At 63.3% G+C, this 21,543-nt stretch carries 22 protein-coding genes and 2 tRNA genes; 12 read left to right on the plus strand and 12 right to left on the minus strand.

Annotation, left to right across the window (positions count from 1 at the left end; genetic code table 11):
• Positions 1-81 precede the first annotated feature (81 nt).
• The 3 genes from KHO41_RS07185 to infA (KHO41_RS07195) all read right to left on the minus strand — a co-directional run bounded on the left by KHO41_RS07185 (position 82) and on the right by infA (KHO41_RS07195) (position 2,200).
• Complete coding sequence (locus tag KHO41_RS07185) at positions 82-924, minus strand: GNAT family N-acetyltransferase (RefSeq protein WP_211952603.1); 843 nt, start codon at positions 922-924, stop codon at positions 82-84.
• A 350-nt stretch (positions 925-1,274) separates the two neighbouring features.
• Positions 1,275-1,751, minus strand: a complete 477-nt coding sequence (locus KHO41_RS07190) for a SixA phosphatase family protein (protein ID WP_211952652.1) — start codon at positions 1,749-1,751, stop codon at positions 1,275-1,277.
• A gap of 227 nt (positions 1,752-1,978) precedes the next feature.
• Complete coding sequence (infA, locus tag KHO41_RS07195; protein ID WP_006578938.1) at positions 1,979-2,200, minus strand: translation initiation factor IF-1; 222 nt, start codon at positions 2,198-2,200, stop codon at positions 1,979-1,981.
• Positions 2,201-2,814: 614 nt separating this feature from the next.
• Between infA (KHO41_RS07195) and KHO41_RS07200 the strand changes: the two genes are divergently transcribed.
• A complete protein-coding gene (locus KHO41_RS07200; protein WP_211952653.1) occupies positions 2,815-3,348 on the plus strand; it encodes a hypothetical protein in 534 nt (177 codons plus the stop codon).
• A gap of 500 nt (positions 3,349-3,848) precedes the next feature.
• Here KHO41_RS07200 and KHO41_RS07205 read toward each other — a convergent pair.
• Positions 3,849-3,925: transfer RNA gene (locus KHO41_RS07205), tRNA-Pro, on the minus strand.
• A 395-nt stretch (positions 3,926-4,320) separates the two neighbouring features.
• On the opposite strand from KHO41_RS07205, the gene KHO41_RS07210 reads away from it, so the two are divergent.
• Together KHO41_RS07210 and KHO41_RS07215 are read left to right on the plus strand one after the other, a co-directional pair.
• Positions 4,321-5,556, plus strand: coding sequence for a GGDEF domain-containing protein (locus tag KHO41_RS07210; RefSeq protein ID WP_211952654.1), 1,236 nt, complete (start codon positions 4,321-4,323; stop codon positions 5,554-5,556).
• 41 nt (positions 5,557-5,597) lie between these two features.
• Positions 5,598-5,674 (plus strand) — tRNA-Arg (locus KHO41_RS07215).
• 273 nt (positions 5,675-5,947) lie between these two features.
• Here KHO41_RS07215 and KHO41_RS07220 read toward each other — a convergent pair.
• Complete coding sequence (locus KHO41_RS07220) at positions 5,948-6,106, minus strand: hypothetical protein (protein ID WP_211952604.1); 159 nt, start codon at positions 6,104-6,106, stop codon at positions 5,948-5,950.
• Positions 6,107-6,265: 159 nt separating this feature from the next.
• On the opposite strand from KHO41_RS07220, the gene KHO41_RS07225 reads away from it, so the two are divergent.
• Positions 6,266-7,402, plus strand: coding sequence for a zinc-binding dehydrogenase (locus tag KHO41_RS07225; protein WP_211952605.1), 1,137 nt, complete (start codon positions 6,266-6,268; stop codon positions 7,400-7,402).
• Positions 7,403-7,716: 314 nt separating this feature from the next.
• Here the strand turns inward: KHO41_RS07225 and infA (KHO41_RS07230) are convergent, their stop codons facing one another.
• Together infA (KHO41_RS07230) and KHO41_RS07235 are read right to left on the minus strand one after the other, a co-directional pair.
• Entirely contained in the window at positions 7,717-7,938 is a 222-nt protein-coding gene (gene infA, locus KHO41_RS07230) for a translation initiation factor IF-1 (protein WP_211952606.1), read from the minus strand.
• A gap of 753 nt (positions 7,939-8,691) precedes the next feature.
• Positions 8,692-9,423, minus strand: coding sequence for a S1 family peptidase (locus KHO41_RS07235; protein WP_211952607.1), 732 nt, complete (start codon positions 9,421-9,423; stop codon positions 8,692-8,694).
• Between the two features lie 748 nt (positions 9,424-10,171).
• On the opposite strand from KHO41_RS07235, the gene KHO41_RS07240 reads away from it, so the two are divergent.
• Together KHO41_RS07240 and KHO41_RS07245 are read left to right on the plus strand one after the other, a co-directional pair.
• Positions 10,172-10,375, plus strand: a complete 204-nt coding sequence (locus KHO41_RS07240) for a cold-shock protein (RefSeq protein WP_010812830.1) — start codon at positions 10,172-10,174, stop codon at positions 10,373-10,375.
• A 147-nt stretch (positions 10,376-10,522) separates the two neighbouring features.
• Positions 10,523-10,906 carry a hypothetical protein gene (locus tag KHO41_RS07245; RefSeq protein WP_211952608.1) on the plus strand — a complete coding sequence of 128 codons (384 nt, stop codon included), beginning with the start codon at positions 10,523-10,525 and terminating at the stop codon, positions 10,904-10,906.
• A 228-nt stretch (positions 10,907-11,134) separates the two neighbouring features.
• Here KHO41_RS07245 and KHO41_RS07250 read toward each other — a convergent pair whose 3' ends face one another.
• Complete coding sequence (locus tag KHO41_RS07250) at positions 11,135-11,485, minus strand: hypothetical protein (RefSeq protein ID WP_211952609.1); 351 nt, start codon at positions 11,483-11,485, stop codon at positions 11,135-11,137.
• A gap of 200 nt (positions 11,486-11,685) precedes the next feature.
• Here KHO41_RS07250 and KHO41_RS07255 point away from each other — a divergent pair, with 200 nt between their 5' ends.
• The 3 genes from KHO41_RS07255 to KHO41_RS07265 are packed head-to-tail and all read left to right on the plus strand — an operon-like array spanning position 11,686 to position 13,625.
• Positions 11,686-11,940, plus strand: a complete 255-nt coding sequence (locus KHO41_RS07255; RefSeq protein WP_211952610.1) for an RNA-binding protein — start codon at positions 11,686-11,688, stop codon at positions 11,938-11,940.
• Positions 11,941-11,967: 27 nt separating this feature from the next.
• The gene (locus KHO41_RS07260) at positions 11,968-12,984 is read left to right on the plus strand and encodes a hypothetical protein (RefSeq protein ID WP_211952611.1); all 1,017 of its coding nucleotides are present in this window, start codon (positions 11,968-11,970) and stop codon (positions 12,982-12,984) included.
• A 53-nt stretch (positions 12,985-13,037) separates the two neighbouring features.
• Positions 13,038-13,625, plus strand: a complete 588-nt coding sequence (locus KHO41_RS07265) for a hypothetical protein (RefSeq protein WP_211952612.1) — start codon at positions 13,038-13,040, stop codon at positions 13,623-13,625.
• 19 nt (positions 13,626-13,644) lie between these two features.
• On the opposite strand, the gene KHO41_RS07270 is transcribed toward KHO41_RS07265, so the two are convergent.
• Positions 13,645-14,679, minus strand: a complete 1,035-nt coding sequence (locus KHO41_RS07270) for an AraC family transcriptional regulator (protein ID WP_211952613.1) — start codon at positions 14,677-14,679, stop codon at positions 13,645-13,647.
• A 202-nt stretch (positions 14,680-14,881) separates the two neighbouring features.
• Between KHO41_RS07270 and KHO41_RS07275 the strand changes: the two genes are divergently transcribed.
• Genes KHO41_RS07275 through KHO41_RS07285 form a run of 3 tightly spaced genes read left to right on the plus strand, consistent with a single transcriptional unit; the run spans position 14,882 to position 18,392 of the window.
• Positions 14,882-15,862 (plus strand): quinone oxidoreductase family protein, encoded by a 981-nt coding sequence (locus tag KHO41_RS07275; protein WP_211952614.1) that lies wholly within the window; start codon positions 14,882-14,884, stop codon positions 15,860-15,862.
• A gap of 11 nt (positions 15,863-15,873) precedes the next feature.
• Positions 15,874-16,722, plus strand: coding sequence for a TauD/TfdA dioxygenase family protein (locus tag KHO41_RS07280; protein WP_211952615.1), 849 nt, complete (start codon positions 15,874-15,876; stop codon positions 16,720-16,722).
• Positions 16,723-16,745: 23 nt separating this feature from the next.
• The gene (locus tag KHO41_RS07285; RefSeq protein WP_211952616.1) at positions 16,746-18,392 is read left to right on the plus strand and encodes a fatty acid--CoA ligase; all 1,647 of its coding nucleotides are present in this window, start codon (positions 16,746-16,748) and stop codon (positions 18,390-18,392) included.
• Between the two features lie 912 nt (positions 18,393-19,304).
• Here KHO41_RS07285 and KHO41_RS07290 read toward each other — a convergent pair.
• The 3 genes from KHO41_RS07290 to KHO41_RS07300 form a co-directional block, all read right to left on the minus strand.
• A complete protein-coding gene (locus KHO41_RS07290) occupies positions 19,305-20,003 on the minus strand; it encodes a DsbA family oxidoreductase (RefSeq protein WP_211952617.1) in 699 nt (232 codons plus the stop codon).
• Positions 20,004-20,043: 40 nt separating this feature from the next.
• The gene (locus tag KHO41_RS07295; protein WP_211952618.1) at positions 20,044-20,244 is read right to left on the minus strand and encodes a DUF1289 domain-containing protein; all 201 of its coding nucleotides are present in this window, start codon (positions 20,242-20,244) and stop codon (positions 20,044-20,046) included.
• Positions 20,245-20,323: 79 nt separating this feature from the next.
• Positions 20,324-21,382 carry a BKACE family enzyme gene (locus KHO41_RS07300; protein WP_211952619.1) on the minus strand — a complete coding sequence of 353 codons (1,059 nt, stop codon included), beginning with the start codon at positions 21,380-21,382 and terminating at the stop codon, positions 20,324-20,326.
• Between the last annotated feature and the right edge of the window lie 161 nt (positions 21,383-21,543).

A 21,543-nucleotide genomic window follows, 5' to 3' on the forward strand; every position in this document is an offset into this window, starting at 1 on the left:
TTGGGGCGCCAGACGCCAAACGGAAAACGGCGGCCATTGGCCGCCGTTTTCATTGCGCCGCAGCGCTTCAGGCAGCTTGTTTCAGTCGGTCTTGTTCAGTCCCAGGAAGTGGCGGGCGTAGCGCGGATTCATGTCGTTCACGCGCAGCAGCGTCAGGAAGTCGGCCACGTTGAAGTCCGGATCCCAGGCTGGCAGGCCGCAAATGCGGGCGCCGAGGCGCAGGTAGCCCTTGATCAGCGCGGGCGGCTCGACATCGAGCTGCTGGTTGAGGTCTTCCACGGGCAACGGCAGGCGCGGGAACGCATGGTATTCGATCGGCGCCAAGAAGCGCTCGCTGAACAGGCGGTGCAGGCTTGCGGCATAGTGGCCGCCATCGCTCATCGGCACGCTGGCGCAGCCCAGCATCGACTCGATTCCCCAGCGCTGCAGGTATTCACCCAGCCCGCCCCAGAGTGCCATGATGACGCTGCCCGAGCGGTAGTCGCGATGCACGCAGGAACGGCCGAGCTCGAGCATCTTCGGGCGCAGGTGCGACAGGCGGACCAGGTCGAACTCCGATTCGGCGTACAGGCAGCCGATGCGCTTGGCCTGGTGCGGCGGGAGTACGCGGTAGGTGCCGACGACCTTGAGCGTCGCCATGTCCCGCACGATCAGGTGATCGCAAAAGGCGTCGAACATGTCGACGTCCAGTTCGGGCACCTTCGACGTCAGGCGTGCGCCCATCTCTTCGGCGAACACCTTGTAGCGCAGGCGCTGCGCTTCGATTACTTCATCCTGGTGGCGCGCCCACGCCACGCTGAGAACAGGCGGTTCACTTGCCGGTGTATCCGACGGGCGATGAAGACGCCTCCGCGCCGACTGGCCGCCGAGGCCATTGGGCAGGGAGTCGAAAAGCGGCTGGGTAGGCGTCGGAAGGTCTCGCATCAGTGTGTCCTTTTGGTGACGAAACTGCTGCGAAGCAATGTAGTCAGTGGCGGTGACAGTGCCGTGAACCGGTGATGACGCTTCCATGACGCACCCCGGGGCGGTGGGGTCGCGTGGCCCGGCCGCCGGCAAGGGCTCGGCCTGGGCAGGGCAAAGTGGCGGGGCGGGCGGGTGGGGCATGCTTGTTTCTCCGGGTCACCAGTGCCGGATGGGCCGGCGAACCACGCGACTCTATTGAGCGGAGAAACAGGGGGCTATCGCACTTTCTTGAATTTCCAGGGCGGCACGGCGGCGGCCGGCTCGCCCACGTCGCCATGGGCGGGAATTCGGAATCGACTTATCGAATGTCGTCAGAGGAACTCGGGATTGATGACCGCCCGCAGCACGGTTTGCGCTTCGCTTTCGCGGGTACGGCTGGTCAACCACCAGATGCCGCTCTTGCGCACGCTCCAGTCCATTTCCGTGCCGGCCAGCAGCAGGCTTGCGATCCGTCCGATCCACGGCTGGTGGCCCACGACCACGACATGTTCGTCGCCCTGTGGCCAGCCGATTGCGGCGAGCACGGCGCTGACGTCGGCGCCGGGAGCCAGGTCACCCACGACCTCGCTGTGGCTGCTGAACGCCGCCGCCGTCTCGCGCGTGCGCAGCGCAGGGCTGCACAGCACGCGGGTGCCACTTGGCAAATGGGCGCGCAGCCATGCCGCAGAGGCGTCCGCCTGCTTGCGCCCGCGGCGCGTGAGCGGACGTTGCAGGTCCGCATGCCGGCTGAGGCTGAGCGGATCAGGGAGTTCTTCGGCTTCGGCGTGACGCCACAGGATCAGGTTCATGTCGGAGCGAGGCAAAGGTCGTGCTTCGAGTATGGTGAAGCCGTCCGACAGGCGCAATCGGGGCAGGACGCGGTGGCGCGCTGCCCAAACAATGCGGGCTGCCGGTGGGGCAGCCCGCAAGTGTCTCCAAGCGTGGTGTCAGGCGCGTGACACACGCTGGTGCGCACTCAATGTGCTGACGCCGGCGGAAGCGGGCATTGTTCCGCTGCACCGGCGCTGGCAAAGACTCAGGACTTGTGGCGGAAGTTGATGCGGCCCTTGGTCAGGTCGTACGGCGACATTTCCAGGGTGACGCGGTCGCCCGCCAGAATGCGGATTCGGTGCTTCTGCATCTTGCCCGACGCATAGGCCCAGATCTCGACGCCATTCTCCAGCAGGACTCGGTAACGATTGTCGGGCAGGGCTTCCGACACCACACCGCCAAATTCAATGAGTTCTTCCTTAGCCAATCTATCTTCCTCTTTCGGCAGCCCGGGGGCTGCAATGGTTACGTTTTACCGATCCGTTGTGACGCGACGCGCGGGCATGCCGGTCCAGCACATGTGCACGGGTTTGCCGCACGGCGGCGGGTCGCGCCTTGGATGGTCCCCGGCAAGCTGACAGGGCCGGGCGACGCAGCAGGCCACGTGCCATCCGGTCCAGTTAGGGAATCGTCCAGGGGGCGCAGTCTGCCCGGCCGATCTGTCTTGCCGATTGCGGCCGCAGAACCTCGGCCGTGCGAGTCGCGGATGCGCGCGCACCGTGTTACCGGTCGCTCGCCATAGTTGTGCGTTGCGGAAGGATCTGAAGGGCCGGCCTTCACGCTGGAGAGAACGCCCGGTGACAGGGATGCGCGGAACACCCCGGGCTAACGATATATTGTAGCACGTGCAGCAATTTTCAATGAGCGCAGCGTTGCGTGAGCGCGAAAGGTGTGCATTCTGCCGGCACAAGCTGTCGGACTCGCTTATTGCAATCTATAAGGCACTTTCGGTGTGCGGGTAGCCTTGGTATTTGCGCGATATGAGCTAGAACTAACTCACTGGCCTGCGTCCGCAGAGGCCTTTGCAAACCGGAGGTGTCCATGGAACTCCACTTGCAATCGCACCATTATGTGCGCTGCCGGCCCGACTGGCGGGCGGCTGTCGTCGCTGGCCTGATCGCAGGCACGGCTTACATGGTGCTGGAGCTGCTGACAGCGCGCTTCCTGTTCTACCTGGGTGCCTGGGACACCGTGAAAATGGTGGCGGCCATTATCCTTGGCCGGGAAGCCTTGTCGTCTCCCGATGCCTTCAACTGGACCATTGTGCTGGCGGCGGCGACCGTCCATTACGCGCTGTCCATCATCCTGGCTGCTGCACTGGCGCTGATCCTCGGCTCTTTCCGTCTGGATTCCAGCATGGGCCTGGCTTCCGTCGTTGGCATCGTGTTCGGCGTGGCGGCCTATTTGCTGAATTTCTACGTGTTGGGCCGCTACTTCAACTGGTTCGATGAGGCCCGCGGTTGGGAAAGCCTGTTTGCCCATGCCTTGTTCGGGCTGGTGGCTGCGGACGCCTATTGCCATTTCGAGCGGCGCAACGCGGCGGCGGGGGCCCCTCAGAGCAGTTCGCCGCCGTAACACGCGATCCGCAAAAGAAACAGAAAGGCGGCCAAGAGAAGAACGGCTTATGTCTTTGCGACGTAAGCTGTTCTTTTTCGTTCATAGCGCGTTGATCCCAAAACCGAAAGCACCCCCGCTGTAGGAATCGAGCCTGCGACGGGAGCCTGCTTTCCTACATTCGAGCCTGACTCCGGGGCATAAGCTGAAAAAGGGATCGAAGGACGAACAGGAGAGCCTTATGAAGACCATTCTTGTTTTGCTTGCCACGTCCGTTGCATTGCTGAGCGGCTGCGTTGTGGCACCTGATCACGACGGATACCGGGACGGGTATTACCACGGAGACGGCCGGGTGGACCACGACCGCGGTCATTGGGACCATGACCGGGGCGATCATCGCGACTACGGAGACAGAGATCATTGGCAAGGAGGGCCGCGATACTAAGGTGGCGTGTTCCTTGGAGGCAAAGAAAAACGGCCTGGACATTGCTGTCCAGGCCGTTGTTCCATCAAGCCAAAACTGGTCGGAGCGATAGGATTCGAACCTACGACCCTCTGATCCCAAATCAGATGCGCTACCAGGCTGCGCTACGCTCCGAAGCCGGCGATTGTAGCTGGCTTCTCACCCAACGGTCAATCCATACGTAAAGGTGCCGCCTGCGGCGCCCCGATGCCTGCTGGCACGAGCGCCGGCCTTGGGACGTGCCAACTTCGGCTTGACTTGCCTTCGCGCCCGGCGATAATCGCCAGACCGCCGGAATCCGTTGCCGTTGCTGTGTTCGACGGCCGGGCCATTGCTGGACGGACTGATCTGACCATCATCAAAAAGGCGCCTCGTTTTAGAAGGGCGCATCCGGACGCGTCAGCACCCTTGCGTAGAACGTCCGGACCCGGTGTGGCGGCAAATTGAAAACAACGGTCCCAAAGCAGGACCGACAAAAAAGGGGCGGTGGCGTCGTGCGGGGCGCTGCTTGTCGCTGGACGGGAATGAAGATGTTTCAGTCGCACTTGATTGTGCTCATTGCAGGCTTGTTTGCCCTGCAGATGGCGGTAGTTTGCGCCGTGCTGCGCCGCACGCCGGGAATGGCGATGAGCGGCCTGACTTCCTGGGCGATCGGCGATCTGTTGGCCGCCCTGGCGGCAGCGATGCCGGTCGCGGCGGGGTTCGCCGGGTACTGGCTGGCGGCAGATGCCGTCGATATGGGCCTGTTCTTGGCAGTTTCCCTCATGGCCGTGGGCACTCGGCATTTCGCCGGAAAGCCCGGGCGTGCCTCCGTGCTGCTCGCCGTGAATGTGCTGCTGGTTGCGGCGATCGCCGGCGGCACATGGTTGACGCATGTGGACTGGCTGGAGACGTTGCGTCCATGGGTGCCGTTAGTGCTGAAGTTTGGGCAGGTGCTGCTGCTGCTCGACCTCGCGCGCAGCGTTGCGCCGTTGTTTGCCCAAAAGCGCGGAACAGGCAGGTTGGCTGCGCTGTCGCTGGTGGTGATTGCCGCAGCTTGCGCCGGGTTGAACGCGTGGAGTCTCGCCGGTTCGATCGGCGAGTCCGGCGTTGCCGGCCCGTTGCTGCGCGACGGATCCCTTGTCGTACTGAATGTGTTTGCCGTGGTGGGGTTGTCGGTGAGCTTTGCATTGATGGCTCATGACCGTCTGCGCCGGATGCTGGAGCACAAGGCCAGTCACGATGATCTCACCGGCCTGCTGGCGCGCACCGCATTCTGGCAGGCGCTCGAGGCAGCCAGCACGCACGCGGACCGGCACGGCAAGCCATTGACGGTTGCCTTTGTCGACCTGGATCACTTCAAGGCCATCAACGATGTGTACGGACATCTGGCGGGCGATAGTGTGCTGAGGCATTTCGCCGGCTTGCTGCGCAAGACGGCGGGGGCAGAGGACATCATCGGCCGGCTCGGCGGCGAGGAGTTCGCCGTGGTCATGCCGGACACCACGCTCGAGCGCGGCCGTGCGGTCAGCATGCATCTCAGCACGACCGTGAGGAACACCCCGTGCCCGTCCGAGCCGGACGCCATTGCCTATACCGCCAGCATCGGCATGGCACAGCGCGAGCCGGGGGAGGGTGTAGACAGCCTGATGCGCCGCGCCGACCAGGCGCTCTACGATGCCAAGCAGCGGGGGCGCAACTGCGTATCGCTGCATCGCGCGACCAAGCCGTCGCATGGCGCAGCCCTTGACGACTCCGCGCACTGGCAACAGCAGGCGGCATCCTGATCCGCCGTGCGGCATCGCACTGCGGTAGAATGCTGCCCTCCGCGTCCTTAGCTCAGTTGGATAGAGCACTCGCCTTCTAAGCGAGCGGTCAGAGGTTCGAGTCCTCTAGGACGCGCCAGTCCTGGCGCGGGTTTGCGGGCGATCGGCCCGTACGGGACGCACCCCGGCTGCGGCCCCAGTGACAGCCCTGAGGGGAAGCCGCCCTTGCGATGGTTTCCTTGCTCCCGTCCGGTTCGATCCGGGTGAGCCTGCCGGCGGCGATCTCGACGACGATCACCGACCCGTCCTGCATCCAGACGTACCTTCGGGAAACCGAAGGCCTCCGGCGACAATTTCGTAGTTCATGCGGTGTTCTCCGTCTGGAGGTGGGCGTGAGACGGGACCGCACCGGTCAGTCGTCGCAGAGTTCGCGGCGCAGGATCTCGGCGAGGGCGTCGCTCAGTCCATCGAGTTCCGTGTAGGTCAGCGCGGCGTCGAAGTAGTGAATCGCCACGGCGTCAGGCGTGCGCAGGACCGCCGCGCGGAACATGTCCAGTTGGAGATCAGCCACTATCAGTGCAATGCATGATGGCCTGTCGGCCCACGCATGACCTGAATCGCTCACCCAGTACGGGATTCCCAGGAACTTGCTACATTGCTGACTGCCGGCAAAAACAGCTCCACGCTGCAGCCCCGCTCACCGCAAACCGACAGACCAGGGAGACATCGAATGCACAGTGCACTTCAACTTCGTTCGCGAATCAAGGGCAGCGGTGAACTCGAGCTGTCGCTAGACAGCATCGACACGCCGCACCCTGGCCCGGATGAAGTGCTCATCCGCATTGAAGCGTCTCCGCTCAACCCGTCGGATCTCGGCCTGCTGTTCGGTGCTGCGGACATGAGCACGGCCAAGGCCAGCGGCACGGCCGAACGCCCCATCGTCACCGCACGCGTTCCGGAAGGCGCGATGCGCAGCATGGCGGGCCGCCTGGATGCGTCCATGCCGGTTGGCAACGAGGGCGCGGGAGTGGTCGTCGAGGCGGGCTCGTCCACAGCGGCGCAAGCACTGATGGGCAAGACTGTGGCTGCCATCGGCGGCGCGATGTACTCGCAGTACCGCTGCATTTCCGCGGACCAGTGCCTGGTTCTTCCCGAGGGCGCCACACCTGCCGACGGCGCGTCGTCATTCGTCAATCCGCTCACGGCACTGGGCATGGTCGAGACCATGCGGCTCGAAGGACATAGCGCCCTAGTGCACACCGCCGCGGCCTCCAATCTTGGCCAGATGCTCAATCAGATCTGTCTCAAGGATGGCATCAAGTTGGTGAACATCGTGCGCAAGCAAGAGCAGGCGGACCTGCTCAAGGCACAAGGTGCGGTCCACGTCTGCAACGCCGCGTCGCCCACGTTCATGCAGGACCTCACCGAGGCACTCATCGCCACTGGTGCAACGATCGCGTTCGACGCCACGGGCGGCGGCAAGCTCGGCGGCCAGATCCTCACCTGCATGGAAGCGGCCTTGAATAAATCGGCCCGCGAATACAGCCGCTATGGCTCGACCACCCACAAGCAGGTCTACCTCTACGGCGGCCTGGACACAAGCCCGACCGAGTTTAGCCGCAACTTCGGCATGGCGTGGGGCATGGGCGGCTGGCTGCTGTTCCCGTTCCTGCAGAAGATCGGGCGCGAGCGCGCCAACGCGCTGAAGCAACGTGTGGTCGCAGAGCTGAAGACCACCTTTGCCAGCCACTACTCAAAAGAGATCTCGCTGGCCGAGGTACTGGATCTGGACATGATCGCCCTCTACAACAAGCGAGCGACGGGGGAGAAGTACCTGATCAATCCGAACAAGGGCTCGGCTGGATAAATCGCCCGTGGGCGCCTTTGGCGCCCAGATGCCACGGCCGTCTCTGGTCGACCCGTCTCTGTCGTTCTCCTTCGCTATATCGCATGGCTGCAATGATCTTGCGAAGGGCCTTTCGATCTGCTCGACAGGAAAGAGGGTTGCAGACAGAAGCAGTCGCCGACGTCGCAAGTCGACCAACTATTGCTCGGTGCCGCTTGTTCGAGGCCCCATGGCGATGATGACGTCGCATCGGTAAGCCGAGCGCTCGGCGGCTGCCTGGGAACCTCAGCACTCCATGCCAGCTCAGGGATCAGGAATGCGGGAATAGCATTCCCTCAGTTCTTGTGACGATAGTTGATGCGGCCCTTTGTCAGGTCATATGGCGACATCTCAAGCGTGACGCGATCGCCTGCGAGAATCCGTATGCGATTCTTCTTGAGCCGGCCAGACGAGTAGGCCCAGACCTCGAAGCCATTCTCCAGGGTGACGCGAAAGCGGCTATCCGGGAGGACTTCCGAAACCCTGCCGCCGAACTCCACTAGTTCTTCTTTTGCCATGGGATGCTCCTTTGGGCGTTAGCGAGTGCCACGCGACAACGTGGATACGAGTGTCGTGTGCCGGTAAGGGGATGGTTGGGACCGTATGCGCGCGACAGCGCTTTCCCCTGCCCGGCGGGCGGCATGCCGGGCTTTGGCTTCGGTGTGGTGCGTGGCATGACGCATCGAGACGTTGGCGACGACGCATTCAGCGCCGTCTTTGTACTCGGAGATCATGTAGTTCGCGAACCATACGCCGGGCTCTTGTTGGATGGGGTACACCGAAACGGTGAACGGGGTCGTGCTTTGATTCAAACTGTTTCCTGCTCGGTAGGCGCGCGGTTGGGGGTGCGCGTCTGGTCCTTCCTTGTGGAAGCGGCGCGCGTGGTCCCGGCAATCGGTGGCCATTGAAAATGTCAGTGTCGCGTCCCGCGCGCTAGCGCAGACGGAGAAACTGGTATGGGATTGACCGTTCTTGCATCAGCCAGCGCGCCTGGTACATGTGCGGTGGCTGCGGAGCGGACGTGCCGCGGGTCGGAAATGGTTGCGGCCGGTTGTTGCCGCGAAAGGTTCGGGTGTACACCCGTGCTGCCGCCAGTACTCTTTTAATGATGATCTTTGGCGGACGGCGCAAATCGACGATCTGTCGACAGGGGCGAATGGTACCACGCCTGGGAATTTCTTGCCTGAGGATGTCCTGCGCGGGCAAGCACCACGGATCCAGGATAGCTCCATGGAGCGCAGGATCCATCAAGTCGGACCGCCGTTACCGGATCATGCTTCGGTCAGAGGCAGCAGGATGTCGGCATACCAGGCGGTGTTCAAGCCCAGGGCTTCATCTAGTACAAAGTCCCGGGGGCCCACGTCGAGTCGCGCCGAGTGTGTGCCAAGCAGCATCCATGGCAGCGCGCGCGTGGATGCGTCGGTTCTGGGCATGCGCATGACCACCGGTGCTCCACTCGTGCCGCGATGCGTCCTCGCATCGGTCAGGAAGTAGCCATGCCCTTGAAAGCGCATGCCGAACGAGGATGAGATGATTGCCTGGCGCACGACGGGCAAATGATGAAGCGTGTCATGGAATCCCAGCGGGAAGCCGGCGATCAGCACAGGCGTGCCTGCTTCGATGCGGTCGCGTGGCCGGTAAAGGTGGGTGGGCGTAAAGGCACGATAGACCATGCTCGGCGGCAGCGCGGCGCGGTCGAGTTCGATCACGGCCACGTCGATGCCGCCGCCGCCATCGAGTCCGTCACGCCAGACACTCTTGCTGTCGCGATACAGCGGAATCGAGAAGCCGGTGGACGCTCCCATGTTGTCCGGATCGACATGCAGTTCTATCTCGATCCGGTCGGGAAAGTGCTTGGTCGGCTCATCGATCAGCACATGCCGGCTCGTGACAACGAACAGTCGCTGCGCTCGTTCGAAGAAAAAGCCAGTGGCGTTGGTCTTGGCTTGTTGGCCCTCGAATGTGGCAACACGCGTGACGGCCAGCAGGATTGGTTCGATCATGATTCGCCGGTATCTCCTGCTCGCTCGACCGCATGGTCGAAATGCGCCGCGATTACACGCCTGCCAATTCGGTCGCTGTCACTGCTTGAAAAGATCGTGCCGGGGTTGGCATCCATCGACTACAGGCGCTGATGGGAATGTGGGCGGTGCAAGAGACCGGTTATCTCCCCGAGTCTGCGCAAGTTACCCGCATCGGTCTCGGGTATCAGCCACCATCGCTTGTTTCGTCGCTGGGCACCAGCGCCCAGCCTTGCGGACCGCTGTCCTTTGCTTCGCGGTAGCGCCAGATTGCGCCGCAGTCCGAGCAACGGAATGTGCTGATAGTGACCGTGACGGATCGAGGAATCTTGCTCCGCCGCGTATCGATGATGCGCAACGAGAGATGTCCAGGGGCACCGGAGGCGTCACGCAACACTGCAAGACAAGTTGCGCAGAGCAACATACCGACCTCTTGTGCTGAAGGAATCCGACTGTAGCATGCATCGCTGAAGAGTCAGGAACTCTTTCACCGGAAGTCTTCATCACGTTGGCGTCTGGCGAGCCTGGCGACGGAGTATCGGTTGCAGTGAGATCTTCGTTGACCGCGATGCGGCATGCCTGTATAAGAATCGGTGCAGGATCTTCAAGCGTAACCTCGAAGTGTTAGGTACACGCCCCGGCGGCGCCACTTTCTCTCCATGTTTCCTCCTTGATCGTCATGCCTCGCTTGCTCTTTCGGCTGGGCGAGAATCTTTTATGGAGTCCTCACATGGAAACCGGTACGGTAAAGTGGTTTAACGATTCAAAGGGTTTTGGCTTTATTACACCTGATGCAGGTGGAAACGACCTGTTCGCGCATTTCTCTGAAATTCAGGGAAACGGCTTTAAGTCACTTCAGGAAGGACAGAAAGTGCGCTATGTGGCTGGTGTCGGCCAGAAGGGTCCGGCCGCTACCAAGATCGAGCCGATCTGAAGCATCCGCCCAAGTTGTGCAAGAAGCCCCGTCGGGAAACCGCGGGGCTTTTTCATTGCTGGTTTCACCGTGAGGGGTGCGGAAGGAGTAGAGTCGGAAGCAGGTCTTGAAGCTGGAGACTCTCCCTAAACTTCTCGCGCTCCCGTCATGCATAGTGCAACCTCGCCATCCAGTTTTCTCTGCACGCTGATCGCTGATGGCAAGGGTCTCGCCTATCACGTGTCCGTCAGCGTCCGCGACAGCTCCCATGCCGCGGGCATCCAGTTCACCAGCTTTGTCGGCACGGGAAGACGTTCTTTTACTGTACGAGGCGTCGCTACCGATCTGCAGTCTGCAATCGACCAGCCCGCTGAAGTGCTGTGTCGAATCGCGATTGGCCAGGTTGTACGAGACCATCTCTATGACAGGGCCACGGAAGGAGAGCACGTGCTGGATCCGGAGGCATTGCCATGGGAGGGCGAACTCAGACCCGTGGGGACCAGCAGTACTGCAAAGCCTCCACGGCGGCGCTGGGCCGGCTCGGGCGATTGATCCAGGGGCAAGCAGGAAGCACCGTTTCCATGTGAACGTGCGCGTCGGTGTGCCGGCCCAGTGCATCAAGTACGCGAGCAGACCGTGTTCAGATGCTTGCGGCACGGGCGTCGTGAGCGGGCAGGCTCGGTTCCCTCAACGTTGTTGATCAGCGCAAAGCACTGGGGAATGCGATCGTGCTGCCGGGCAAGGAGAGCGCGTGGAAGTGTAGCCTGCACGCTTGTACCGTCAGGTGCAATTGGCGCGGTATGTCTCCTGCAGGTCCTTCCGTGTCGTGCCCCGTTCGATCTTCGGGACGGGTCGGCCCTGTGCGTTTTGCGTTGACGTGCCCGACGACTCGTAGGTTCTCTTCTTCGACGTCGCGTTGAACTCTTCCTTCAGTGCCTCGCATTTGGCGCGCCTGGCTTCTTCCGGATCGGTGCTGCCGCCTGACGGTGGGCGATAGGGGTTGGAGCCCTCCTGCACGGCATCCGATATGGCGTTAGCCGCGCCGGTGCCCGGGGCCGACTGCGCCTGGGAGGTGGTGGCCACGCCCAATGTCATCAGGGCGGTCAGCAACAGCGGCAAGTGCTTGCGCATAGGCTCTCCGGAATGTGGCAGCGCCGCCGGCGAAACCGTCGGGCAAGACGAAGGGTAGCGAAGCCGGGCTCAGTCTGTCAAAGCGGCGTGCGTTGCCGCGGAATGCGGCCACCCCAAGAAAACAGCCTTGTACTTCACCAAGGATGATCTAGAACATACGAGGACGCGGCCGCGTGCGCCGCTGCGAATGGGAGCTCATCATGGCTGTCTTGTATCTCGGGAATGTTGATGCTGCCGCCACTGACGAGGAGGTCCGTGATTTCCTGGTCAAGTACGGTTTGCCCGCTTATGACGAAATCGAGCATGTCGCGGGCGATGGCACGCATCCTGGTGTGACGGTGGTCTTCAACGAACTCGACCCCGATGCGCTGCGCAAGCTCCAGCCCCGTATCCACGGCATGTTCTGGAAGGGACACAAGATCAACGCCATGGTGATGGCCGAACGCTTCCGGTGATCACGGGTTCTCACGGTTACGCGCGCTATGGGCTTTCTGCAGTGGATCCGACGGCGAGGCGATACCCCCCGGCGCCGCGACGACCAGGAACTGGCCGGACTCACCGAGCGCCTGACAGCGCTCAGCCCGCGCTTGCGCCTTGTCCCGCACTATGAGAAGCGGCTGGCGTCCCGGCTCGCCACAGCGCTCGAAGCAATCCGGCCGACCGTGACGAGCCTGCCCGCGCCGCGCGAGGCGAGCGAGGCCGCATGGGCGACCGATCCGCATATCCATGCGTATTTCGGCACGCCTGCCGATGTCCCGCGCGCCTTCAGCCGTTGCCCCGATTTGCGTGAATTCTTCGAACGTACGCCCGAAGCGGACCACGCCTATGCCGTGCTTGGCATGGCCATGAACGAGCGGCGCACGCTCGGGGTGGCGCTGGAGGGCGATGTCATGCGCGCCGACGTGCCCCAGACCCTCGTGTCTTTCACCGACCACCAGGTGAGGATCTGCGCCGACTCGGATGCGGGGCTGCGTGCCGAGATCCTGCTGCGCATGCTGGATCAGCTTGCCATCGAAGCCATTGCGCAGTTTGCCGCGGGCAAGGGCCGGCGCGACACACTGGAGCGCGAAATCACCTTGCTCAAGGCGCAGCTCAAGCTCTATGAGCGCCAGGGCACCGGCCTGCGTTCGATGGTGGGCGGCGCGATGGCCGATGCGTCGGCCATCCAGGCCGTCAAGGACGAGATCGCCAGCAACGACAGCGAACTCGCGGCGCTGGGCCACGGCGGCGATACGCTCGAGCGGCAGCTCGAATGCCTCGGCGAAGTGCTGGCGGACGCCGCCAACCGCATGCATGTCGACAGCCGCACGGTACGGCTCAGCCAGGTGAACGTGCTGTTGTCCGCGGACAGCACCGTGCCCGGCGAAGACCTCGAACTGCTGTGTGCGCACGTGCCGGGCGATCCGCCGCTCGTGCGCTGGTTTTCCCTTGTGCGGTACGCGCGGGCCGACATGTTGTCGCAGGCTACGCTGCTGGACGAGGCAGCACGCATGTTGTAGCCCCGCGGGCGCCCACCGCCGCGGTTTTCCTGAACTCCCGCAAGGAGCAAAGCATGAATTCCAGCAAGCTACTGGTAGCAGCCGCCCTGGCCGCGGCATCCCACCTGGCCATGGCCCAGCCGGAAGCCCGCGTGGAAATGGCATCGGGCGTCGGGGCCGCGATGGTGACCGGCACCGTCAAGTCCACGGCGACCATCACGGCGATCGATGCCGCCACGCGCACGGTGTCGCTGAAGAACAAGCAGGGCAAGGTCACGGACCTGCAGGTCGGCGACGAAGTGCGCAATTTCGACCAGCTCCGCGTTGGCGACGTGGTCACCGCCGAATACAAGGAGGCGCTGTCGGTCAATCTGAGCAAGCAGACCGGCATGCGGTCCAGCACCGAGCGGCAGATTGAGGACCGGGCCGCGCCGGGCGCCAAGCCCGGCGGCATGGTCGGGCGCGAGGTGACCGTCACGGCTGATGTCGTCGCCGTGAACCAGAAGACCGGCAAGGTCACCCTGAAGGGCCCGAAAGGCAAGACGGTGGACCTGCATGTCGACGATCCGGCCCAACTGAAGGGCATCCGCAAGGGTGACCAGGTGCAGGCTGTCTACACCGAAGCGCTGGCCGTCTCCGTGACACCCAAGGCCAGCCGTTGACGCTCGGCGCCTGCCGGCGTTACAGCGTGCCGTGCGCCGGCTGCGCTGGCTGCCGGGGGCGGCCGTCGTGCCGGCGCCGCCAGAGCAGCGGCGCTTCGCCGAACTGGGCGGAGAACCACCGCGTGAACGAACTTGCCGAGCCGTAGCCCAGCAATTCGGCTACGCGCAGCAAGGAATACTGCGGGTTCTCGACATAGCGCTGCGCCAGTTCGCGTCGGACTTCGTTGAGGATGTCGGTGAAGGTTTCGCCGGCATCGTCAAGCTGGCGCTGCATGGTGCGCAGGCTCAGGCCGAGGCCTTGAGCCACGCCTTCGCAGGTGGCGCGGCCCATGGGCAGCATCAGGTAGACGGCGCTGCGCACGTCGCGTCCGATCGACGGCGCATTGACGCGCGGCAGCGTATCGACGAAGCGCTGCGCATAGCGTGCCATGCCAGGGTCCGCAGTCGGGATGGCGGCATCAAGGTCTGCCGCGAGACAGGAAATCCCGTTGAACTCGCTTTCGAACTCGATCGGGCAGCCGAACAGGCGCCGGTGGACCTGCAGGTCTGCCGGAGCCGCGTGCGTGAAATTGACATTCAGGGGGTGCCAGTGCGGCCCAAGCAGCGCGCGGCACAGGCGGAACGCCACGCCGACGGCCAACTCGCTGGCCTGCCGCGAAGGCGTATCGAGCACCACTTCCTGACGGATGATGACGATCTTGCCGGTCTCTTCGAGCAGGATCGCAAGGGATTCATTGACCAGGTGCCGGTAACGGATGATCGTGGCCAGCGCCGCGCGCAGCGTGGGCTGCTGGCTGATCAGCAGGCTCATTACGCCGAAGTCGGACAGCTGGCGCGATTCGGCCATGCGCAGGCCGAAGGTCTCGCAGTTCGCCGCTTGTGCCGCACGTTCCAGCAGCCGGGCGCAGGCATTGACCGACACGCGCTGATCCGGATCGCCGAGCAGTGCGCGGCTCAAACGGACCTCGCTCAGCAGTGGCTGCGGGTTAAGACCCAGGTCCCGGGCGACTTCAAAGAAATTGGTCAGCGCGCCCGCGCGCACCAGTGTGTCCAAGGCATGTCTCCATCTCGCTCTTTGTGCAGTGCGCGCCGTTGCGGTGCGCCCGCTTTGTCCATGCAGCCGCATGATAGGCGGCCGTGGCATGAAATGCAAAGTTGGCGGAAGCCAATGCAAAGCGGTGCGTTCCGGCACCCCCTACATTTCACTGCATGAGCGGCGCCCCTTCGCGCCGACACAGATTTCGGAGACGAGCAAGATGGCAAAAGTCGTGCGCATGTATGAAACCGGTGGACCGGAAGTCCTTCGCTATGAGGACATGGACGTTGGCGAGCCGGGACCGGGACAGGTCCGGATCCGCCATGTGGCGGTCGGCCTGAACTACGCCGACACCTACTTCCGCAATGGCACGTACCCGGTGCCGCTGCCTGCCGGCATGGGCGTGGAAGCGGCCGGCGTGGTGCAGGCGATCGGTCCGGGCGTGACCAATGTTGCCGTGGGCGACCGCGTGACCTATACCGGCTTCATCAACACGCTGGGGGCATACAGCACGGAACGCCTTGTGCCGGCCGCGCCGCTGATCCGGCTGCCGGAGACCATCGGCTTCGAGACTGCTGCCGCCATGACCATGCGCGGACTGACCTCGGCGTACCTGATGCGCCGCATCTACAACTTCAAGGCGGGTGACACCATCCTGCTGCATGCTGCCGCCGGCGGTGTCGGCCTGATCGTGTCGCAATGGGCGAAGCTGCTCGGCCTGACGGTGATCGGCACGGTATCGAGCGAGGCCAAGGCTGAAGTGGCGCGTGCCCATGGCTGCGACCACATCATCAACTACAGCCACGAGGACGTGGCCAAGCGCGTGCGTGAGCTGACCGACGGCGTCGGCGTGTCGGTGGTTTTCGACAGCGTGGGCAAGAACACCTTCATGGCTTCGCTGGATTCCCTCAAGCGCCGCGGCACCCTGGTTTGCGTGGGCACGGCCTCGGGCCCGATCCCGCCGTTCGATCCCGTACTGCTGGCAATGAAGGGCTCCCTGTTCCTGACGCGCCCGGCCCTGGCCGACTACATCGCGGATCCCGCCGAGAAGGCCGAGCTGGCCGGCGAGATCTTCGGCCATGTCGGCGCAGGCCGGATCAAGATCGAGATCAACCAGCGCTATGCCCTGGAAGACGCGGTGCAAGCCCATCGGGACCTGGAGTCGCGCAAGACCACCGGTTCGTCGATCTTTGTCATCTGAGGGAGCGCGTCATGCAAGTCAAGCAAATCACCTGCTCGCTGGGCGCCGAACTGGTCGGCGTAAACCTCGCTGACGCTGTCAGGGACGATGGCCTGTTCGCGGAAATCCGCGCACTGCTGCTGCAGCACCGCGTGCTGTTCCTGCGCGACCAGAACATCAGCCGTGCCGATCACGTCGCGTTCGCACGCCGTTTCGGCGAGCTCGAAGACCACCCCGTTGCCGGCAGCGATCCGGAGCACCCGGGCCTGGTTCGCATCTACAAGACGCCTGACCAGCCCAACGACCGCTACGAGAACGCGTGGCACTCGGACACCACGTGGCGTGAGGCGCCGCAGTTCGGTGCCGTGCTGCGCTGCGTGGAATGCCCGCCGGTCGGTGGCGACACCATGTGGGCGAACATGGCACTGGCCTATGAGCGCCTGCCCGAACACATCAAGACGCAGATTGCCGACCTGCGCGCGCGCCACAGCATCGAGGCGAGCTTCGGTGCGGCCATGCCGATCGAAAAGCGCCTGGCGCTGAAGGCGCAGTATCCCGATGCCGAGCACCCGGTGGTGCGCACGCATCCGGAGACCGGCGAGAAGATCCTTTACGTGAATGCGTTCACGACGCATTTCACCAATTTCCATACGGCGGATCGCGTGCGTTTCGGCCAGGACGCCAACCCGGGCGCGCCCGACCTGCTGCGTTACCTGATCAGCCAGGCGTACATCCCCGAGTACCAGGTGCGCTGGCGCTGGGAACCCAACAGCATGGCAATCTGGGACAACACCGCCACGCAGCACTATGCCGTGATGGATTACCCGCCTTGCCACCGCAAGATGGAGCGTGCCGGCATCATCGGCAGCAAGCCGTACTGACCGAACGCTGGAGGAAGACTTACATGCAACAAAACCTGATCGTATCCACGCCGTCGGCGTACTCCTATCCGCTGCTGGTCAAGCAGTTGCTGATCCACTCGATGAGCCTCTACGGCGACCAGGAGATTAGCTACCGCGGCGAAATGCGCTACACATATCGCGATTTCCGCCGCCGTGTCGGCCAGCTCGCTTCGACGCTCGCATCGCTCGGCGCGAAACATGGTTCCACTGTGGCCGTGATGGATTGGGACAGCCATCGCTATCTCGAGTGCTACTTCGGCGTGCCGATGATGGGCGCGACGCTGTTCACCGTGAACGTGCGCCTGTCACCGCAGCAGATCCTGTACACGCTCAACGATGCTGACGCGGACATCGTGCTGGTTCATCCGGATTTCGTCCCGGTGCTCGACCAGATTCGCGACCAGCTCACCTGCAATCCGCGCTTCGTGCTGCTGGCCGACGGCCAGGCCACGCCGCAGACGGAACTGCAGTTCGCGGGCGAGTATGAAGCGCTGTTGGCAGATGCCTCGCCGGATTTCGACTTTCCCGAGTTCGACGAGAACACCAAGGCGGCAACGTTCTACACCACCGGTACCACCGGCGATCCGAAGGGCGTTTGCTACAGCCATCGCGACATCGTGCTGCACACGTTGTCCACGTCGGCCAGCCTCTGCTCGCCGCGCGACGGGCAGCGCATGCACCGCGAAGACGTGTACATGCCGATCACGCCGATGTTCCACGTGCTGGCGTGGGGCATTCCGTACCTGGCCGTCACGCTGGGTTTGCGCACCGTGCTGCCTGGCCGCTACGCGCCCGACGTGCTGCTGAAGCTGCGTGAAGCGGAAAAGGTCACGTTCTCGCACTGCGTGCCGACCATCTTGCAGATGCTGCTGCAGTCCTCGCAGGACAGCGGGCAGGATCTCTCCGGCTGGAAGATCATCATCGGTGGCTCCGCACTGCCGCCGGCACTGTGCGAAGCAGCGCTTGATCGCGGCATCGACATCTTCGCCGGATATGGCATGTCGGAGACCGGCCCGATCGTCTCGCTCGCGCAACTTCCGCCCAACGTGAAGCCGGCGAATCGCGCCGAAGAAGTTCGCATGCGCTGCTCGACGGGCCGACCGGTGGTGATGGCAGATTTCCGCATCGTCAGCGAAGACATGCAGGACCTGCCGCGCGACGGCCAGAACCGCGGCGAGATCGTGCTGCGTGCGCCTTACCTGACCCAGTCGTACTTCAAGAAGCCTGGCGCCTCCGAAGAGCTGTGGGCGGGTGGCTATCTGCATACGCAGGACGTTGCAGTCATGGGCAAGGACGGCTTCGTGCAGATCGTGGATCGCATCAAGGACGTCATCAAGACCGGCGGCGAATGGGTGTCGTCGATCGAAGTCGAGAACCTCATCTCCGAAGTGCCGGGCGTTCAGGAATGCGCGGTGATCGGCGTGCCGGATGACAAGTGGGGCGAGCGGCCGATGGCCTTCGTCGTCCGCAAGGCCGGCGCGGAAGTCGGTGCGGACAGCATCCGCGAAAAGCTGCTGGGACATGTCGATTCGCGTCGCATCAGCAAGTACGCGGTGCCCGAAGCGGAACGGATCGCCTTCGTCGCGGAGATACCGAAGACTAGTGTCGGGAAGATCAACAAGAAGCAGCTGCGGGAACAGGCAGCCTGAAGGGAAAGGTAGGAAGGGATTGTGCGCTGGCTCTTTGAAGGGGGAGTCAGCGTGTTTTTTTTGGGGGGGGTGGATTTAGAGGGCTAAGGTTTTTGGGGGGATGTCGTTCTTGGCATGCGCTGCTGTTTCGCCGGCGTAGCCGGCGAGTCACTTTTTGTCCGAGCGACAAAAAGTAACCAAAAAGCGCGTCGTTGCCGCTGGCCATCAATTCCACGACGGCAGTGGTTCAAACGGCTTTGGACGCCTGCGATGGTGGTCGGCCGTTCGACCCTGCTACGCCATGTGAGTCAGAACCTGTGCCTTGCGCGGCACGGCTTTTGGACGATCCCCAAGACGGACTCGGGGACAGCGTTTCAACCAGGTCGGTGGTGGGACGCCTTCGGCTGCGCTGCGCGCACGTCGTCGTCTGGGCGCAAGCTGATCAACCTCGCTGGCGCCCGAGGTCTGCATTCTTCTCGCCCCTCTCTCTACTCCGCTCATGCATTGGCAGGCATCGTCACCGAGGAGTAGTTCACCCTGGGCCTGCGTGCTCAGACTTGGGCTCTGCGCATAGCGCAGCCGAAGGCGATCACACGATATCGCTCGCAGCAGGGTCCACAGACGCTTGCAGGGCTCGTTCAATCATCGCCGTATTCCCGACCACGGTCGTGCACCACGCGGCAGGCAGCCTGACGGACTCTGAAGCCCATACCCGTACAACACCCCTGGCACACTACGATAAAAATTCGCCCCTTTGGGGCAACCAAAACGCGTTTTTGGTTACTTTTGTCGCTCGGACAAAAGTGACTCGCCGGCTACGCCGGCGAAACAGAGGCGCCTGCCAAGAGCGCCATCCCAATCCCAACCACAAACCCCCCAACGAAATCGCCCTCCAAAAAGGAGGGCGATTTCAAATCCATCCAAACCAACACCTCAGGCAACTGCCCGCGTGGCGATTTGCTTGGCCCGTGCGAGCGCACGAAGCATGGCTTCGAGCAGCGCTTCAGGCGGCCGCGAGCCGGACACGCTGTGCGTGCCGTTGAAGATGAAATGCGGTACGCCAAGGCCGGCGCGCGGTGGCGGATCGTCTGGGCCGTTCAGCGGTGGCAGCCAGTCCATGTCGTGCTGCACAGAGGCACCTTGTTCGAGCGGGGATTGAATGCCGCACTCGGCCAGGGCTTCCCGGAGCACATGTCCATCGCCGATGTTCGCGCCGCGCATGAAGTACCGCGTGAACAGGTTGTCGACCAGCGTGGCGGCGGCAGCTGCCCCGTCCTGCGTGCGCACGAAGCGCACCAGGCGATGGGCCAGCATGGTGTTGGGGAAGGTCTCGATGCGGTCCAGTGCGAGCGTGAGGCCGGCTTCGCGTGCCGCGGCAATGACCTGCGCCTGACGCACGGCCACGGCCTGCGGACTGCCGAGCCGCGCTACGTAGAAATCGCGGTAAGGAATGCCATCGGGCGGCGTGGCCGGAATCAGCGGATAAGAGCGCCACTCCAACTGCACGGTAACGTCGGGGCGTTCGCGCGCGAGCAGGTCGATGGCGGTTTCAAGATGCCGTTTGCCGATCAGGCACCACGGACAGATCAGGTCGAAATACGCTTCGACCGAGAGAATATTGGAAGGGGTCATGGCTACTGCGGGAGGGCGCAGGGAAATATGCGCGCGGCGCTCAGGCGCAAGACACCGGGACGCTGCGCCGCGGGCGACGCGCCGACACCGCGGCCATCACCTCGGCACGCTCGGGTTCGGTCATCTGCTCCCAGCGGCCAATCTCCACCAGGGTCCTGCCGCAACCCTGGCAATACTTGCCCGCCTGGTCCATTCGGCAGATGTTGATGCAGGGGTTCGCGACGGAAGTAGACGGGGTCATGATGTCCTTTGCGTGAGACGCCGGTTACGACAAAGGCCGACGCAGGGGCGATGTGCCCCGGGTCGGCCAGCTGGGCGTGTCAGGCTGCCTTGCGCAGCGGAAGGTTCTTCTGGCCGGCCTTGCGGTTCGGCACCATGCCGTGGGCTGCCAGCGTTTCTTCGGCGCTGTCGTACCACGTGCCGATGCGATAGATCTCGCGCGCTTCCTTGCCCGAGGCAATCTCGCGGCCCAGTTCCTTGGCCACGCGCACGCACTGTTCGATCTGCTGCACCGAGGTCATGCGGTTGCCGTGCTGGTCGATGATGGTGTCCTCGATGCCGCAGCGCGGATGCAGGCCCATGGCCATCGCCATCATGTTGAACGGCAGCACGTTCTTCAGCAGCGACTCGGCGGTCAGCGTGCAGCCGTCCGGAGCGCGATGCACGAAGTTGACGAAGTTGAACGGGTTGGGACCGTCGAAGCCGCCGCCGATGCCGATCCACGTCAGGTTCAGCGGGCCCTTGTACTTGCCGGCGCGCACCATGCGCTCCAGCGTTTCCATCGCGTGGATGCCGGTGAGCTGGAAGTGCGGCTGGATGCCGGCGTTGCTCAGGCGGCGCAGGTGCTCTTCGACCCAGCCCGGGCCGGCCGGCACGGTCATCTCGCGATAGGCCTCGACGTAGGCCGGGTGGGACAGCGACGTACCCGCGAGGTATTCGGGGTACAGCAGTTCCATGATGTTCATCTGGGTGGTGTTGATCGCCACGGTCACCTGGTCCGGCTTCGGGTCGAGGTCGGCCAGCATGTGGCGGGTGTCGTCCGACAGCCACTTGGCGGCCTGGCCGTCATCTTCCGGTGCAAACGAGATCGAACCGCCGACCTGGATGATCATGTCGGGCACCGCAGCGCGCACGCCGGCGATCAGCTCGTTGAACTTCGACAGTCGCTTGGAGCCCTTGCCATCCAGTTCGCGCACATGCAGGTGCAGCACGGTGGCGCCCGCGTTGTAGCAATCCACGGCCTTCTGCACCTGTTCTTCCATGGTCACCGGAATGTCTTCCGGAAAATCTTGCGGCATCCACTCGGGGCCGTACGGGGCCACGGTGATGACCACTTTGTCCTGGTTTTCGGGGTGCAGGGAATCGTCGAGGAATTGCATTGCGTTGCTCCTGAATGTATTTGGCTGCCGGCTATGTTTGCTGCCGTCCTGCCTTGTCCTGGGAACCGTTGTTCCGATGGTCAAAGTATCGGCGAATGGTGCGCAGTAATTTGACGATTCGGGACGCACGATTTACATTTCGGGACAGTCAGGGAAAACGC

This window comes from Cupriavidus numazuensis, from assembly GCF_905397435.1.
In the GTDB taxonomy this organism is placed as follows: Bacteria; Pseudomonadota; Gammaproteobacteria; order Burkholderiales; family Burkholderiaceae; genus Cupriavidus; species Cupriavidus numazuensis.